We start from the raw sequence: 17,146 nt of genomic DNA, 5'->3' as shown, positions 1-17,146 counted from the left end.
CGGTGATTTTACCGCCCAGAGGGCGGCGTTACAAAGTTTTTACCCACTCTCTAAATAATCTGCGAATTGCCCTTCTTCCTGCATTAAGATTTTGTCTCACAAAATCAGGTATTTCTTTGACGGGACAGTTGGGGAATGCTAAGCTATTTAATGATTTGCTGGTATAGTCAATCTCTAAAAATAAGTCGGGAGGCGGATCTTGTAAAAGGTTAATCTTTAGATTACCTCGAATTAGTGATTCATTTTGAATATAAAAGCAGTTGTCGGGTTCGACACCTGCTAATCTGTCTCGACGTTTCCAAGTGGTTGACCCCAGACATTCATAATCCAGATCCAATTCTTCGGCTAAATCTTTGATTAAATCGGATATAACTTCTTTGAAATATTCATGTTTTTGCAAAGGCATAACAATTTCCAACGTCCCTCGATCGTAAGCAATTCGAGATCCTCTAGTTTCTCCCATTTCTATCAGTATATTCTCAAACTCGTCCCAACTAACGTTGTGAAGTAAAATTTTTCCTTCGATGGGAATTGTGACAGTCATAAATAATTTTCCTTACAAATAGAATGGACAATCCATTTTCTAGGTACGTAGTTGGGCTTTAGCCCCCTGATGCGCTGAAGCGCAACTACGTACCTAATAATCCCAGCGTACCAAATGTCCTGCGGAAGCAAAATAAGGGTGGCGATCGCGCACAATTTGAGTAAGATGGTTGTACAAATGCTCTTTTAGATCCAAGGTGCAATTCTCCTGAGTGTTCAAACTCGGCTTGATTTCATAGATATAGCAACCGCCAAGGTGGTTAAGACATTCTTAATTACTGAAGCCCTTACGGTAATTGCATTTTCCTTCTTCCTTCTTCCTTCTTCCTTCTTCCTTCGGCTATAGCACTAAAAATAGCAAGTAAAAATTATGGTATATCACCCTATCCGGTTCGCAAGCACTCTTTTATTTTTACTCATTCCCGCCGCTGTTAATGCCCAAGTTACCCCCGATCGCACTTTACCAAACAATTCTACTGTCATCCAAGATGGTAACACCAACCGGATCGAGGGAGGAACCAGACTTAATAGCAATTTATTTCATAGTTTTCAAGAATTTTCCGTCCCCAACGGCGGGACTGCTTTTTTTAATAACGCCACCGATATTCAAAACATCATTAGCCGTGTCACAGGTGGTAATATTTCTAATATTAATGGCTTAATTCGTGCCAACGGTACTGCTAACTTATTTTTGCTGAATCCTGCGGGTATTATCTTCGGGCCAAATGCTCAATTAAATATTGGTGGTTCCTTTGTCGCTAGTACCGCTAATAGTATTCAGTTTGCTGATGGCAAATCTTTTAATGCTAATCCTCAAAGCGCTCCAGTGTTAACAGTTAGTGTGCCAATTGGCGTACAATTTGGTCGTAATCCTACCAAAAATTCCGGCGCGATCGCAATTCAATCCCAAGCCACTGATAGCGATGGCAATCTAGTCGGATTGCAAGTCAATCCCGGTCAAACTCTCGGCTTAATTGGCCGCGAAATTAGATTAGCAGGTGGTAATTTAACAGCCCCCGGAGGTACAATTGAACTGGCAACAGGTAACTGGCAATTCGGCAATTCTACCCCGAATAATTCCCCGTTAGGAGATATATTGCTCTCCCAGCAAGCTACTGTTAATACTAGCGGTTTAGGCGGGGGAACTGTGCGAGTGCAAGGTAAAAATGTAGTAATTAGCGATCGCGCCAGCATACTCGCTAACACCCTGGGCAACCTCAACGGCGGCGGCATCGACATCCAAGCCCAAAATCTCTCCATCCAAAGCGGCGGCTTAATTTCATCCTCCACCTTCGGCACCGGTGCCGGCGGCAATGTCAACATCAACGCCTCCCAGTCTGTCACCCTTGCAGGTAGTACACCCTTCCTGAGTACAATTAAACTCCTCTCAGGAACCTTTGGCCTAACCGATCTCACCGATGGCATATTTACCGTTAGCGCCAGTCCCGGCAATGCCGGCAGCGTTACCATTAACGCCCCTCAAACGACAATTACTAACGGGGCTACTATTTTAACCTCAGCCCTGGGGCCTGGACTTGGGGGTAATATGACGATCGCATCCTCAGAAAAAATCGAGATTAGCAACGGTTCCATCGCCCTCACCGGCACCAGCAACACTGGTAACGCTGGGGATATGAACCTCAACGCCCCCCTGCTGATTAGTCAAAATGGCGGCGTATTCGCCACTAATCCCTCTATCACCAGCGAAGGTAAAGGCGGCAACCTCAACGTCAATGCTGACACCGTAGAACTCGGCCAAGTCCCCGCTGGCGCACCCGCACCTGGGGGCTTATTTACCGTTACTCTGGGCGCAGGGGATGGGGGAGACTTAACAATAAAAACGAGACAGTTAACTGTTAAGAACGGATCGCAGGTATCGGCTTCTTCTGCGGGTAAAGGTAAAGGCGGCAATCTCACCATCAATGCTTCTAACGTGGAACTCAGTGGCCTATCTGCCGATGGACGCTTTTTAAGCGGTTTGTTTACTTCTTCCTCCCTGCTGACAGTCACCGGTCAACGGGGAATCGCTGCCGCTGGTAATTTAACTGTCACTACAAACCGGCTGAGTGTCCGCAATGGGGCGCAAATCTCGGCCGCAACGGGTAGCGAAGGCCAAGCGGGAAACTTGAATTTAACTGCTAAGGATGCCATCGAAGTCAGCGGTTTTGCCACAAATGTCGATCCGAGTGTAGAAGCGGTTTCCTTTGGGATTATTGGTGATGGTATTGTGCCAACTGCGATCGAATCTAATACCAGCGGCGCGGGCCAAGCAGGAGATTTGATTATTAAGACTGGACAATTAACGGTTAGTAATGGCGCAGAAATTGGGGTAAGAGGAACGGGTACAGGCCGGGCCGGGAATTTGGAAATTGATGCGAATAACGTTCGTTTGAATAATCAAGGCACGATTTCAGCGGCTACTGCCTCTGGTGGTGGTGGTAATATTTTAGTCAGGTCAAATTCTTTACAATTACGACGCAACAGCAATATTTCTACTAATGCGGGTTCTGCCGATGGCGGCAACATTACCCTTGATACTGGTGGTTTGGCGGCTTTGGAAAATAGCGATATTACGGCGAATGCGATCGCGGGTACCGGAGGTCGAGTGGCGATCAATACTCAAGGGGTTTTTGGCACCGCCTTTCGCCAAGCTCAAACTTCTGAAAGCGACATTACCGCTACCTCCGATTTGGGGGCGCAATTTAGCGGTGTTGTTGTGATCAATACCCCCGATATTAACCCCAGTTCCGGGTTAGTTGAGTTGCCTACGGACGTTCTTGATGCGGCAAATCTGACTGTACAGGGTTGCGGTGGCGATCGCGGCAACAGTTTTGTTGTCACCGGACGCGGCGGATTGCCTGCCAGTCCCTTTGATGCCCTTAGCAGCGATGCCGTAGTGGTAAATTGGATTGGGCCTGTGGAAGAAAACACCGACAGTAGGGGCGGTGCCCCCGTGCCCGCCCCAAACCAGGGAAGTAGGGGAAATTTCCCAGTTAACCGTCAACAGTTAACAGTTAACAGTCAACAGTCAACAGTTAACCGTCAACAGTTAACCGTCAACAGTCAAGAATCTCAACTTATTGAGGCCCAAGGCTGGGTTATTGGCGATCGTGGGGAAGTTGAACTGGTGGCCGCTGCGCCTAACGCTGAACCCCATAGTGCGGGAATTGTCCCCCCTGCTTGTCGATCGCGCTGAGTAAGAAAGGGTTTATAGGTATGTAGTTGCGCTTCAGCGCTCTTTGAGCATATGAAAGAGCGCTGAAGCGCAACTACATACCTTTGAGAATACCAACTAAGATTCTGAGCAAATCTTCGAGATCGGCAGGAACTCGATAGAGGTTAAGATCCTGGTGTATTTGCCGAGTCTGACGGTGACGTTGAAGTACGCAAGAATGTCTCGCGGGGCAAAGTTGAGTTTGAAATAGTCCGCAAAGGTATAAGAGCGATCGGATTGAATGATAGGATATTTGGGCATTGTTGTTAAACCGTTACTTAAGATACAGACAAATTGTATAAGTGTAGTAAGAAGACAAAGATTGGCAGTTTCAATAAATTGCGTGGCAAAACTGCTTAGAATATACAAAGCTAACGTAAGATTACAACAGTCAAAGCGATCGCCAGCTCAGAAAGGGTAAGAAACCAGGAACGTAACAATATGGATAAAAAATTATTCGAGCCGGAAAGCGGCATAGTCTTGGACGAATCTATGCAAGCCGCAGAACCTTTGAAAATCCAGATTGAGGACGATCGCACAGGTATGTCTGTGGAAACTCTCAAGCGAGCTTTCGCGGATAATCTTTACTACATTCAGGGAAAAAATGAGTTCTTGGCCACGCCCTACGATTACTATATGGCCTTGGCTTTTACTGTGCGCGATCGCCTGCTCCACCGCTGGATTAATACCACCACAGCATACATCAAACAAGATGTCAAGGAAGTCTTTTATCTATCCGCAGAATTTTTAATGGGCAAACAGTTGGGCAATAATTTGCTCAATTTGGGACTCTATGAACGAGTAGAAATTGCCCTCCGCGAACTCGGTCACGAACTTAATGATTTAATCGCACTAGAATCTGAACCCGGACTTGGTAACGGCGGTTTAGGTCGTCTTGCCGCTTGTTTTTTAGACTCCCTTGCTACCTTAGAAATTCCCGCAATTGGCTACGGAATTCGCTACGAATTCGGCATTTTCGACCAGTGGATCGTAGATGGTGCTCAAGTAGAACGCCCCGACAAATGGCTCCGTTTCGGCAACCCTTGGGAAATTCGCCGACCAGAATTAATGGTTGAAGTAGACTTCGGAGGACACACAGAAACTTACGTAGACGAAAACGGTCAACACCGAGTGCGTTGGGTTCCAGAGCGCAAAATTGTCGGTACTCCCTTCGATACTCCCGTCGCTGGATACAATAATAATACAGTCAATACATTGCGCCTCTGGCGTGCAGGCGCTTCCGAAGAATTTGACTTTCAAATATTCGACAGCGGCAACTATGTTGGCTCTGTAACTGACAAGATTTTCGGAGAAAATATCTCGAAAGTTCTTTATCCGAATGATAACACATCTCAGGGTAAACAACTGCGGCTAGAACAGCAGTATTTCTTTGTGAGCTGTTCCTTGCAAGATATTATCGCTAAATATCGCAAAACCAACCATAATTTCGATCGCTTCCATGAAAAAGTATCGCTTCAGTTAAACGACACTCACCCCTCAATTGGCATTGCTGAATTGATGCGGCTGTTGGTAGACGAACATCACTTAGGTTGGAATCGCGCTTGGTACATTACTCGCAATGTCTTTGCCTACACAAATCATACTTTGCTCTCAGAAGCTTTGGAGCGTTGGCCTGTTAGTTTGTTCCAGCGAGTTTTGCCTAGGCATTTAGAGATTATTTACGAAATCAACCGCCGCTTTTTAGATGAAGTGAAGGCTAAATATCCCAGAGACGACGCGCGGTTAGAAAGGCTATCTTTGATCCAAGAAGGTCAAGAGAAATACATCCGCATGGCAAATTTAGCTTGCGTTGGTAGCCATTCTATCAACGGCGTGGCTGCTCTGCACACGGAATTATTGAAGCAAGACGTGCTGCGGGATTTCAACGAATTGTGGCCGGAAAAGTTTAATAATAAAACTAACGGCGTGACTCCTCGCCGCTGGCTGGCTTTGAGCAATCCCAAACTATCTCAATTATTTACTGAGAAAGTTGGCAAGGATTGGGTAACGGAGTTGGATAAACTCACACAGTTAGAAGAGTTTGTTAATGACCCAGAATTTTGCGATCGCTGGCGTAAAATCAAGCGTGACAATAAGCAGGCTTTGGCTGACTATATCCTGCTTTTTAACGACATTGAAGTGAATCCAGATTCGCTATTTGATGTGCAGGTGAAGCGGATTCACGAATACAAACGCCAACTGCTGATGGTGCTTTATATCATCACGCTGTACAACCGGATTAAACGCGATCCAAATGTGGAAGTTTTGCCTCGGACTTATATTTTTGGTGGCAAGGCGGCTCCCGGTTATTACATCGCCAAACTGGTGATTAAGTTGATTAACTCGGTGGCAGAATTTGTTAACAATGACCCTGATATTCGCGGGAGAATTAAGGTCGCATTTTTGGCAAATTACTCCGTATCTTTGGGTCAAATTGTGTATCCAGCGGCTAATCTTTCCGAGCAAATTTCCACCGCAGGTAAAGAAGCTTCGGGAACGGGAAATATGAAGTTTGCCATGAATGGAGCTCTAACAATTGGAACTCTTGACGGTGCAAACGTGGAAATCCGCGAACAAGTGGGAGCGGAGAATTTCTTCTTGTTTGGCTTGACTGCGGAGGAAGTTTATGCTATGAAAGCAAAAGGCTATAATCCCCGCAAATATTATGAGCAGAATCAGGAATTAAAAGAAGTGTGCGATCGCATTGCTTCGGGATATTTTTCCCCAGAACACCCTGAATTGTTCCAGCCACTCGTCAACTCGCTGCTGAACCATGACGAGTATATGCTTTTGGTAGATTACCAGTCTTACATTGAGTGTCAGGAGCGAGTTAGTCAAGTTTACCGAGATCCTGAAACTTGGACGCGGATGTCAATTCTAAATTCAGCTCGGATGGGATTCTTTTCAAGCGATCGCACCATTAAAGAATACTGTGCGGATATTTGGAAGGTACAACCTGTGAAGATTGATTTAGAAGAATACACGCAAAAATTTGGAGGTGCGACCAACCCAGAGGGGTAAATCCAATAGTAGGGTGCGTCAGTTAGAAGACTTACCTTTACTAGGGAAACACTTCCGGCTGACGCACCCTACAAGTTCATTGTCGAACAGCTTAGTCAAAGACAGGGAGGAAAATTTTACAATGGTTAGCGAAGAAGGTATTTCTCAACTGAAAAGCAGTTTTCAGTCTGGGAATGTGTTAGAAGCAAATAATGAAGCGTCTTCTGAACTCCAGTGGAAACCTCAACAAATTCACAATAACTTATTCCAGCGGTCAGCAGTATTACCAACAACGTTAACATGGCATCAGACAACCTTTACTGGGATTTGGTTTGGTTGTTTTGAATCCGACGATCAAGTTCAAGAACACCCCGTGACGATGTTAACTCGATTCGATGCAGGTGGTTTTTTCCCGCTACATGGACATCCTGGTGGGGAAGAAATTTTGGTGCTTCAGGGGAATTTCGCTGACGAAACAGGTGTTTATCCACCCGGTTCTTTTCTTCTTAATCCTGAAGGATTTACCCATCGTCCCTACAGCGATGAAGGCTGTCTGAGTTTTGTTAAATTGCGGCAATATGGCGGGAAAAATCGTCAGCAAGTGAAAACTAATATCTACGAGTCAGCTTGGGAAGTTGGTGTGATTCCGCAGATTGAAGTGAAGCCTCTATATCAACAAATTGATTTTCCTGAAAAAGTCTGGGTTGAACGCTGGCAAGCAGGTACGGCTTTGTCAAATGTGGTGGAGTCTGAGGTGAAAGAAATCTTTGTTATAGAAGGAATTTGGAGTGATGAATTAGGAGATTACCCAACAGGTAGTTGGCTGCGCTATCCACCGAATTGCCCTTATCATCCTTCCTCAGCAACGGGTTGTACGATCTATGTTAAGGCTTATCCTAAGTATACAACCAGGTTTATTGTGGGAGAAGACTTTAAACATCCATTTGAACTAACGACATAAGGGAGGACTTAAAATGAAAACGAGAAAGCTGGGCAATCAAGGGCTTGTGGTTTCAGAATTGGGACTCGGTTGTATGGGGATGTCAGAATTTTACAGTGGTCGCGATGAAAATGAGGCGATCGCAACCATCCATTATGCTCTCGATTTGGGTGTTAATTTCCTCGATACAGCGGATATGTACGGCCCTTTTACTAATGAAGAGTTAGTCGGACGGGCAATTGGCGATCGCCGCGATAAAGTAATATTAGCCACTAAGTTTGGCAATGTTCGCAGTGCAGATGGCGGGTGGCTTGGTATCAGTGGTAAACCTGAGTACGTCCATCAAGCCTGCGATGCGTCTTTAAAACGGCTAGGTATTGATACGATCGATTTGTATTACCAGCACCGCGTCGATCCAACTGTGCCAATTGAGGATACAGTTGGAGCAATGGCAGAGTTAGTACAACAGGGTAAAGTGCGTTACCTCGGCCTGTCAGAAGCCGCGCCAGCCACAATTCGGCGGGCTTTTGCCGTACATCCAATTACGGCTTTGCAGACTGAGTATTCGCTTTGGAGTCGCGATGTAGAAGATGAAATTTTGCCCACTGTACGGGAATTAGGCATGGGTTTTGTTGCCTATAGTCCGCTAGGAAGAGGCTTTTTGTCAGGTGCATTTAAGCACCCCGATGATTTAGCACCCGATGATTATCGCCGCAATTCGCCTCGATTTCAGGGTGAAAATTTCTACAAAAATCTGGAGTTGGTGGAACTATTGAAGGCGATCGCAACGGAAAAAGGAGTGAGTGCTAGTCAACTGGCTTTAGCTTGGTTATTGGCGAAGGGTGAGGATATTGTACCGATACCGGGAACCAAACGCCGCACTTATTTAGAAGAAAATGTGGCAGCAACGGAGATTAATTTTACTGATAATGAATTGCAACGAATTGAGGAGATTGCACCCAAGGGTGGCGCAGCAGGCGATCGCTATGCAGCACAGCACATGAGTAGCCTCAATCGCTAAGGGCGATCGCTCAAATGCTGTCAAGAAGTAGCTCGATATTGTGTTGAAAAATATTGCCTTTCATTAAATCATCGCGCTGGAGGAAGTTAATTTGATATTTAGCCCCGTTGACCCAAAAGTGGTTAGAAGGTTAATAATGACTGAAAGTATTGTTTTTATTACCTTCTACCTTCTGCCTTCTGGTATAAATTGGCTTTCGCCACTGCGCGGACAATACGGTTGCTATCGTTAACTAAAACTTTTAGCAGATCGAGTGAAGTATTGGAATTTTGCGCGATCGCATAGCGTTCTAACCATACTAACGAGTCACATTTTTTTACTAATTTACTGGGGAATTGTGGGTGCATTAGCACAATTAAGCGACTAAAGCAAGGGGTAGAATATTCTATTGGATAATACTTGAGAACTGCAAATAATCCATCAGGGTTACGATCCAAATATCTTGCTATTGCAAATCTGCGAACACTCTCAGAAGAATCGCTTAACAGCAATTTTAATATCTTCTCAGGTGTGTTAGGATTTTTAGCAACATTTTCCCGTACACCTCTATAATTATCTCTAGCTAATTCCTGCAATACACAAGCAGGCGTATTGGGATTGTTGGCAAGACTTTGACAAAGCCAAACATGATTGTTTTTTGCCAAATCTTGCAATACACAAGTAGGCGTGTTGGGATTATTAGCTAAAAATAGTTGCTTCCAAAGATTATTATCTTTAGCCAACTGTTCAAGTTCCCTACCAGGCGTAGCACAATTAACTGCAACTCTTTTAAAGGCGCTGTAATTTTCTGGCAAACTCTTAATTACAAATTCAGGAATTGAATCTATTCTCTCTAATTGTTCCAAGAAATTACCAAATTCCTGCCCCCGAATGGCACTTTTTAAAAGCGCCTCAATTGCGGTTATATCCCAGTCAGAATTAATCTCGCCAGCAAAGTTAACATGAAGATTTGCGGCCTCTGCGACCTGGCGATATTGGCTGTTAACTAGCTGAAATAATACCTCCTTAGTAGTTTCTGGATTCTCGGCTAACAGTAATAGTGTATCTTCATCTAACTGATTAACTGCTCGCTCAATGAAAGATACTGGTAATGTATCATAGTTGAGAATACTTCGCAGGGTATTCAGAGGAATTATATCGACCAGATTTGGATTTTCTACTAACAATATAGAGAAAGTAGAATTATTGACTAATTGTTCTGGGAACTCACTTCCTAAGTTCAGCAATACTTCAATCGAAGTATTAGGATTTGCTGCTACATTTTTCCGAGTAGCACTATCTTTGCTATAGCTTAATTCTCGTAATAGTTCCGTCGGAGCACTTGGATTAAGAGCAACCACCTGTGCTAATTGGGCGCTATTACTGGCAATTTCAATCAGGCGATTGTTGGGAGTATTTACATCTTTAGCTTCCTGTTGTAGTTTGAGTAAATTAGATAATTTAGTTTCTATACTCATTGTCAGAAAAGTTAGTAGAAGCATATTTTTTAGGTCTAAAAATTGCAGGTGTTCAATTTAATTCAACCTCACTATCTTATATATATCTCTCAATCAAGAGGACTTATGCAGTTTGCCAAAAAAACAATTAATAACTATCTCTCTAGATGGGTTGCGCTTACACTACCCATCCTAGAATTACTACAACTACTGTATGCCAATGAATTTATGAGTTTGCAAAGATAATCTGTAACCAGGATGCTGTTGGAGCAATTCTAATATTATCGGAATTGTTTGAAAAACATTACTCCATTCCGGCTGTAAAAAAATCGGGGTATTTGCATTAAAAAGCAAGTCTTCTCTATAAAAATTAACTTCCTCACCCGTGCTAATAACTAACTTAATTTCATTCGCCCTAGTCCAGAATTTTTCTTGCACGGGGTATTTAGGATTAACGTGCTCCTTTGGAGACAGAGTAATCCAAGTTTCTGGTGCAACTTCCTGCCAGTGAGAGCCTGATGTTTCAATACTTACCTGTTTGCCAACTTCTAATAAACTTTCAACTAGGAAAGGTAAATTTTTATGGATGAAAGGTTCTCCGCCGCTAATTACAATTCTGGGAGACTTTAATTCTGCCAATAATTCTGCAATTGAACGCAACACATTAGGTAAATCTTTGCCTCCATCACTATAACCAGTGTCACACCAAGGACAATGAACAGGACAGCCTGCTAATCGGATAAAATCAACTAAAGTGCCACTCCAGTAACCCTCACCTTGAACGGTACTCTGAAAAGTTTCATGAATCGCCAATTTTATTTGTAAATTTGACTCTAGCATTTGTTCTTTAGTGGTTAGTTGTTATTGGTTAGTAATTAGCGATCAGTAGAAAAATATAACTATCAATTACCAATTACCAATTACCAATTACCAATTACCAATTACCAATTACCAATTACCAATTACCAATTACCAATTACCAATTTTCATTCCTTTTGTTCCGGTTCCAGGAGTGGAGCCCAGCGGCGTTTTAGTGCTAAAGTAAGTCCGTCTGCGATCGGTACGAGACTGAGAGTAACTCTAGGATCGTGGCGCAGTTTTTCATTGAAAGTACGAATGGCAATGGTATCTTTATCTTGTACCTCAGAGTTAACAACTTGTCCGCCCCATAAAACATTATCAATTGCGATTAAGCCACCAGTGCGAACCAATTGCAGCGATCGCTCATAATATGCGTCATAATTTTCTTTATCAGCATCGATGAAGGCAAAATCAAAGGTTCCTCCCTGTCCGGCGGCTAATAGCTTATCCAGAGTTTTGACGGCGGGCCCTAGCTGCAAAGAAATTTTGTTAGCGACTCCAGCCGCTTGCCAATAGCGGCGGGCGATCGTAGTGTATTCTTCACTTATATCACAAGCAATTATCTGTCCGTTACCAGGAAGTGATAGAGCTACACTAAGTGAGCTATAGCCAGTGAAAACCCCGATTTCCAGAGTTTTCGTCGCTCCCATAAGTTGGATGAGTAACCCCATAAACTGACCTTGTTCTGGGGATATCTGCATCATCGCTCTAGGATGCTTGGCGGTTTCTTCTCGGAGTGACGCGAGAATATCTGGCTCCCGCAGAGAAACAGATAAAAGATAATCATAAAGCGGGTTGTCGAGGCCGAGAGTCTGCTTTGACATCAGTCTATCCTTCGTGCTGACTTGTGATTTCAGATTTTAGATTAGCAATTAATTCAGAATTAGGATATTAAGGTTAATTTTTACAGATATAGTTTAGTTCGTTTATCCTCCAGGAGAGCGCGATCGCATTTAGCTATGACATTACCATGATGATAATGATATAATCAATTTAATTGCTTGTTGTAATATCGGTTTTAAATATGGCTCATCTAAATTTGCGCCGTCCCGAAAATACCAATGGTGATTTTTATGTCGATACTACCTGTATTGACTGCGATACCTGTCGGTGGATGGCCCCAGCAACATTTTACCAAACTGGATCTCAATCTGCGGTTTATCACCAGCCAGCTAATGAGGCTGAAAAAGAGCGATCGCTTCAAGCTTTATTATCTTGCCCTACCAGTTCTATCGGTACTGTTGAGAAACCCAAAAACATCAAAGATATTCAGCATAGTTTCCCTCTGTTGGTAGCAGAAAATATTTATCATTGCGGCTATCATTCGGAGAAATCCTACGGCGCAGCCAGCTATTTAATTGTCCGGCCAGAAGGTAATATTTTAGTTGATTCTCCTCGTTTCTCTCCGCCGTTAGTTAAGCAGATAGAAGCGATGGGAGGAATTCGCTATATGTACCTGACTCATCGAGACGATGTGGCCGATCATCAAAAATACCACGACCATTTTGGCTGCGATCGAATCCTCCATAATGACGAGATTACTGCTGATACTAGCGATGTAGAAATTAAACTGTCAGGCGATGATTTGTACCAGTTAACAACTGATTTGTTAATTATTCCTGTTCCGGGTCATACGAAAGGCCATACAGTGTTGCTTTACAACAACCAATATTTATTTAGTGGCGACCATCTTGCCTGGTCTGATGAACTTAATCAGTTGTTCGCCTTTCGCCGCGTTTGTTGGTATTCCTGGCCAGAACAGGTGAAATCTATGCAAAAATTAGCTAATTATTCCTTTGAATGGGTTTTACCGGGACATGGACGCAGATATCACGCCGATCGAGAAACCATGAGTAAACAAATGCAGCAATGTATTGCTTGGATGGAATCCCCAGTAAATCAATCAGGCGATCGCATCTCCGTATCTTCCTGATAAGAAGCCCTCAACAGAGACTCAGCCTGAGATTTCTGGTTTCATCAAATTTCCTAGTTTCTTAGATTCAGGCAGACCGACGGTGCGATCGCCTGTTTTAACGTCAGTTCGATTTGTGCGATCGCCTACCCAAAAGTCGCTTGTTTCGTGGCGTAGGCGAAGCCAGCACTTCCTATGTCTGTTACCACCGAAGGCATCGCACTCACGTTAAAGTAAAAGCCTAGCGGAACTGCTAGGCTTTAAAGTGTCGGGTTGGTTGCAGTAGCCAAAATACCTAGATTTACCTAGTATTGAATTAACGAATTGTGGGTATTGGGTGAAGATCAGTGAGTTGTTTTAGCGGAATTAAGTTATAATAAACTTGCGCTTGGTCAATGCGAGTTATTAAGGCTCAAGTAACTTGAGTGTTACTAAAACACCTGATACGAATTGACTACACCAACTGAATATACAAACACCCAAAGGTTTCAAGCTCTAACAGGGGAGTAGTGGACAAGCTTATAAAAGCAAGCAGTAATGCAATATTACTTACCTTTGGTTAAGTTACACCGTAGACTTAGGCTTTTGCTCCTCTATTAGCGATAGTAGATTTGCATAGGTTTTTATAAGCGGTTATAAGAAAATACCCTGAAAACCCTGTGACTTTAGTCCAGGGATGAAAGGGGTCGGGAGACTTTAGTCTCCTAGTTAGATATTTCTAAATATAGTACAATTAATCAAAGGAGGTAAATCAAATGTATGCAGTGCAAAAAGATGTTTGGCATTTAACAGGATTCGATAAAACTATTGTCGAACAACTGTTGAGATGGTCAAATAATCTGTTTAATGTCGGCACTTACGAAAGTCGGCAACGGTACTTTAAAGATCGAAGTGCGGTTAAATACCAAGACTTGTACAAAATAGCCAAAACCAACGAAAATTACGGATTACTTTACTCTCAAGTCGCTCAGCAATCCCTCAAGTCTGTTACCGAATCTTTTAGCTCTTTTCGAGCCTTAGAAAGGCTGGCTAAGAAAGGGCAGCTCAATCAAAAACCGAGATTGCCCAAGTACAGAACCAAGGGGGCGATGTACCAGGTTTCCTATCCGGGACAAGCCTTGAAAATAGTCGGTAATCGGGTGAGATTGCCTCTGGGAACCAAAGGCAAAGAACACTTTGGGACAGACTGTCTCTGGGTAACATTACCGGAACGCTTGAAAGATTGCCAGATAAAAGAGCTTCGATTAATCCCTAGAAATGGTGAGGTCTGGATTGAGTATGTTTACGAGTCTCTGACTGAGCAAGCTCTTAGTTGCAGTCTCGAAGTGACAGGAGTTTTAGGAATAGATCATGGCATTGACAACTGGCTAACTTGTGTCTCTAGTAATGGCAATCCTTTCATTATTGATGGTCACAAATTGAAGTCTTGGAACCAATGGTTTAATAAGGAAAAAGCGCGATTCCAATCGACTCACGCTCAATACAAGTTACCCAAAGGTTTCTCTTCAAAAAGACTGCAACAGTTATCGGAAACTCGCGCCAGAAGGATGAGGGATGCGGTCAATAAAGCAGTCAGAACTATCGTAGATTATTGCGAAAATCACCAAATCAATGTGATAGTTTTTGGTTGGAACAAAGGACAAAAGCAAGAAGTTAATATGGGTGGAATAACCAATCAGAACTTTGTCCAAATCCCTACCGCTAAAGTTAAAGATAGATTGCAACAAGAGTGTGACTCTCTAGGCTGGCGATTTGTAGAGCAAGACGAATCTTACACATCAAAATCTAGCTTCTTAGATCGAGATTTGTTGCCAGTGAAAGTCGGTGAGAAACCCGACAATTGGCAACCATTAGGTAAAAGAATTAAACGAGGTTTGTACCGTTCGGCTCAGGGGTTAACTCTGAATGCAGATGTTAACGGTGCAGCCAACATCATCCGAAAATCAAAAGTAGCCATAGACTCAATTATTGAGCGAGTGGGTAGCGGGTTGCTGACTAACCCTTTAAGAATTAAACTTTGGCGGGATTCATCCCCCAAAGTTTGTCCTTAAGAATCCCCGTGTCTTCAGACCGGGGAGTGTCAATACCCTAGAGTGAAAGTAGAAAAAAATGTGAATGCTAAAAGTAAGGCATCCCGAAAAATTACGCCCCTTTGGGATCTGCCTTGCCTAAGACTCGTTCACCCCTATAGTTTGTTGGAATGAATGTTGCTGTGATCGTAATGCCATCAGAAACTTCCCCGGCTGAGTCTTCCCCCTTGATTTTAGACAATTTGCCGGATATGCCACTCTCAGAGAAGGGGTGTCCCCGCCGGGCCAGGTTGCAAATTGACTTAATGTTACTGGCGATCGAAGCCTTGGATCTCGGCGGTGCAGAACAAATGCTGGCAGTGGCAAAGGAACTGGAACTGGAAGGAATTATTAAACATCGGGTTGCCCTTTGGCTGCTGCGGAATACCAACCCTCTGCGGCTATTCAGTCAGCGGCGTTCTCTGAGTGTGCTAGAGGCGAAAGCACTGGTGGCGATCGCCTGTTATTTAGCACGCAGGCTAACAGTGAGAATTCGGCAGTTATTACTGGATTACCACCAAATGAGTCAAAAAGGTGTGCCTCTAGAACAGAATTTATCGCTGGCTGACTTTCTCGCACGTTTCCGAGCTCACTTCCGCGCTCGGATGAATCCTAGGCGCTCTCTAGTTGTGGCCTACGGTTCTGATGAAAAGTTGAATGAACTAGCTCTCAATTTATTGGGCAAATTGCTATTTTGTACTGGTACAGCGGGAATGCAAAGATTTTGGAATAGTTTGTTTGATGGAGAGGTGGATTAATGACGATTCAGCGTCTGTACAGTCTACCTAACTGCACTCTAATTTTGGAGGGTTTAAGCGATGGGACGGCTGCTCCTAGTCAGTTCGATCTCAGACCTGCATTTTCGATTTTAATGAGTGCTGAGTGTCGTTTTATCGGTCAAGGACAACCGCTGACAGGAGGGCGTGACTTTTTTGAAAGTTTAGTTAAAGCTGTCAGTAGCTACGCTCAGGAATTTTTGAGCGGAGTGCCTTCCCTTGCAGGCGATAGTACAAAGCTCAGTTTGGTGCAGTTACACAGAATTAATGATAATTTGCATCGGTTGACGGTTCAATCGCTAGAACCGGAAAAGACTCCATCTGCGGAATCAAAACCCCTTCTGCCAACTCAGATCGATTTAACGACGGTACAGTTATTTGATTTGGTGGAGGCTGTGGATCAGTTTTTTGCTGACTCGCAAACGCTTCCTGAGCTTTCGTTGCAGTTAGCGCCTGTTTCTAAGCGCCATGCTAAGGCTACTGAGCCTATTGCGAAGCGGGCTTTACCTGCTGCTGTGGGAATGTCGAGTTTGGCTCTGGCCGCGATCGCGTTTTTCTTCGTTCCTATTCCTGAAATCCAGCGGCCGAAAGATCCCGTTCCTCAACCCAATGTCAGTGGTAATCTGGCTACGCCTACCCCTAGCGGTGCTGGTACACCAAATCCGAATCCTACGTCTTCTCCTGATGTCACGCCATCGACTTCATCAAGTCCAACGTCTTCATCAAGTCCGACGGCTTCATCGAGTCCAATGTCTTCATCGAGTCCAACGTCTTCGCCTCTCTCTGCTGAAGAGTTGAAGGGAGCTGAGGCGAATGCACCTAAGATTACAGATTCAGCAGAAATCGAACAGTTGAGCGGGAAACTGTATGAACAAATTAATACAGGTTGGAAGAGTAGGCAAGGGTTTGAGAAGGATTTAACCTATCGAGTCACTGTAGCTCAAGATGGGGCGATCGTTGGTTACAAGTCAATTAGCCCAGAGGGAGCAAACGAGGGACTAACACCTTTGCCGCAGCTATTATATAAGCCCGTTGGTAGCAGGCGCACTGGGGAACCACTTGCTGATTTTAGGGTGGTGTTTACCACAGGCGGTGTGTTGCAAGTTAGCCGCTGGTAAGGTTGAAAAGGCTTGATAGACTTTAACCTCAGTATTAAGGTGGGCGCTGTCAAAATCACAATATTTCTCGCGTAGGCGAGATGTATTCTGATAGCGTCTACCGCTTTTAAAAATCTAGGTAAACCTAGTAAGACTCAGCGGTGTAAGTTTCTTAAGCATTCTTTCCTATCGCTTACGCTTCCTCAATGTCGAGGTTGCCCAGGAAATCCCAGTTAGAGTTAGAATAGTAACTATGTCTATTAGTTATTATTCCAGA

12 protein-coding genes are annotated in these 17,146 nt (G+C 43.9%); 8 read left to right on the top strand and 4 right to left on the bottom strand.

What is annotated here, in order from left to right; genetic code table 11:
* Nucleotides 1–28: 28 nt before the first annotated feature.
* Nucleotides 29–544 (bottom strand): Uma2 family endonuclease, encoded by a 516-nt coding sequence (locus PY364_RS15495; RefSeq protein ID WP_275523853.1) that lies wholly within the window; start codon nt 542–544, stop codon nt 29–31.
* 369 nt (nt 545–913) lie between these two features.
* Between PY364_RS15495 and PY364_RS15490 the strand changes: the two genes are divergently transcribed.
* The 4 genes from PY364_RS15490 to PY364_RS15475 all read left to right on the top strand — a co-directional run bounded on the left by PY364_RS15490 (nt 914) and on the right by PY364_RS15475 (nt 8,718).
* Entirely contained in the window at nt 914–3,739 is a 2,826-nt protein-coding gene (locus tag PY364_RS15490; protein ID WP_275523852.1) for an S-layer family protein, read from the top strand.
* 510 nt (nt 3,740–4,249) lie between these two features.
* Nucleotides 4,250–6,778, top strand: coding sequence for a glycogen/starch/alpha-glucan phosphorylase (locus PY364_RS15485; RefSeq protein WP_343277577.1), 2,529 nt, complete (start codon nt 4,250–4,252; stop codon nt 6,776–6,778).
* 121 nt (nt 6,779–6,899) lie between these two features.
* Nucleotides 6,900–7,718 carry a cupin domain-containing protein gene (locus PY364_RS15480; protein WP_275523848.1) on the top strand — a complete coding sequence of 273 codons (819 nt, stop codon included), beginning with the start codon at nt 6,900–6,902 and terminating at the stop codon, nt 7,716–7,718.
* A 13-nt stretch (nt 7,719–7,731) separates the two neighbouring features.
* Nucleotides 7,732–8,718, top strand: coding sequence for an aldo/keto reductase (locus PY364_RS15475; protein ID WP_275523846.1), 987 nt, complete (start codon nt 7,732–7,734; stop codon nt 8,716–8,718).
* Nucleotides 8,719–8,876: 158 nt separating this feature from the next.
* On the opposite strand, the gene PY364_RS15470 is transcribed toward PY364_RS15475, so the two are convergent.
* The 3 genes from PY364_RS15470 to PY364_RS15460 form a co-directional block, all read right to left on the bottom strand.
* Entirely contained in the window at nt 8,877–10,199 is a 1,323-nt protein-coding gene (locus tag PY364_RS15470; RefSeq protein WP_275523844.1) for a hypothetical protein, read from the bottom strand.
* Between the two features lie 162 nt (nt 10,200–10,361).
* Nucleotides 10,362–10,994 (bottom strand): 7-carboxy-7-deazaguanine synthase QueE, encoded by a 633-nt coding sequence (locus PY364_RS15465; RefSeq protein ID WP_275523842.1) that lies wholly within the window; start codon nt 10,992–10,994, stop codon nt 10,362–10,364.
* 146 nt (nt 10,995–11,140) lie between these two features.
* A complete protein-coding gene (locus tag PY364_RS15460) occupies nt 11,141–11,839 on the bottom strand; it encodes a class I SAM-dependent methyltransferase (protein ID WP_275523840.1) in 699 nt (232 codons plus the stop codon).
* A 200-nt stretch (nt 11,840–12,039) separates the two neighbouring features.
* Here PY364_RS15460 and PY364_RS15455 point away from each other — a divergent pair, with 200 nt between their 5' ends.
* The 4 genes from PY364_RS15455 to PY364_RS15440 all read left to right on the top strand — a co-directional run bounded on the left by PY364_RS15455 (nt 12,040) and on the right by PY364_RS15440 (nt 16,890).
* Nucleotides 12,040–12,948, top strand: coding sequence for an MBL fold metallo-hydrolase (locus PY364_RS15455; RefSeq protein ID WP_275523838.1), 909 nt, complete (start codon nt 12,040–12,042; stop codon nt 12,946–12,948).
* A gap of 734 nt (nt 12,949–13,682) precedes the next feature.
* Nucleotides 13,683–14,978, top strand: coding sequence for a transposase (locus PY364_RS15450; RefSeq protein ID WP_275523836.1), 1,296 nt, complete (start codon nt 13,683–13,685; stop codon nt 14,976–14,978).
* 170 nt (nt 14,979–15,148) lie between these two features.
* Nucleotides 15,149–15,754 carry a DUF3038 domain-containing protein gene (locus PY364_RS15445; RefSeq protein WP_275523834.1) on the top strand — a complete coding sequence of 202 codons (606 nt, stop codon included), beginning with the start codon at nt 15,149–15,151 and terminating at the stop codon, nt 15,752–15,754.
* Complete coding sequence (locus PY364_RS15440) at nt 15,754–16,890, top strand: DUF4335 domain-containing protein (protein ID WP_275523832.1); 1,137 nt, start codon at nt 15,754–15,756, stop codon at nt 16,888–16,890. Before PY364_RS15445 ends, PY364_RS15440 begins: the two co-directional genes overlap by 1 nt.
* The last annotated feature ends 256 nt before the right edge of the window (nt 16,891–17,146 follow it).

The organism is Kamptonema sp. UHCC 0994 (assembly GCF_029167235.1).
Lineage (GTDB): Bacteria > Cyanobacteriota > Cyanobacteriia > Cyanobacteriales > Microcoleaceae > Kamptonema.
Note: the sequence above shows the minus strand (reverse complement) of the source record. Positions and strands in the feature narration are given on the sequence as shown.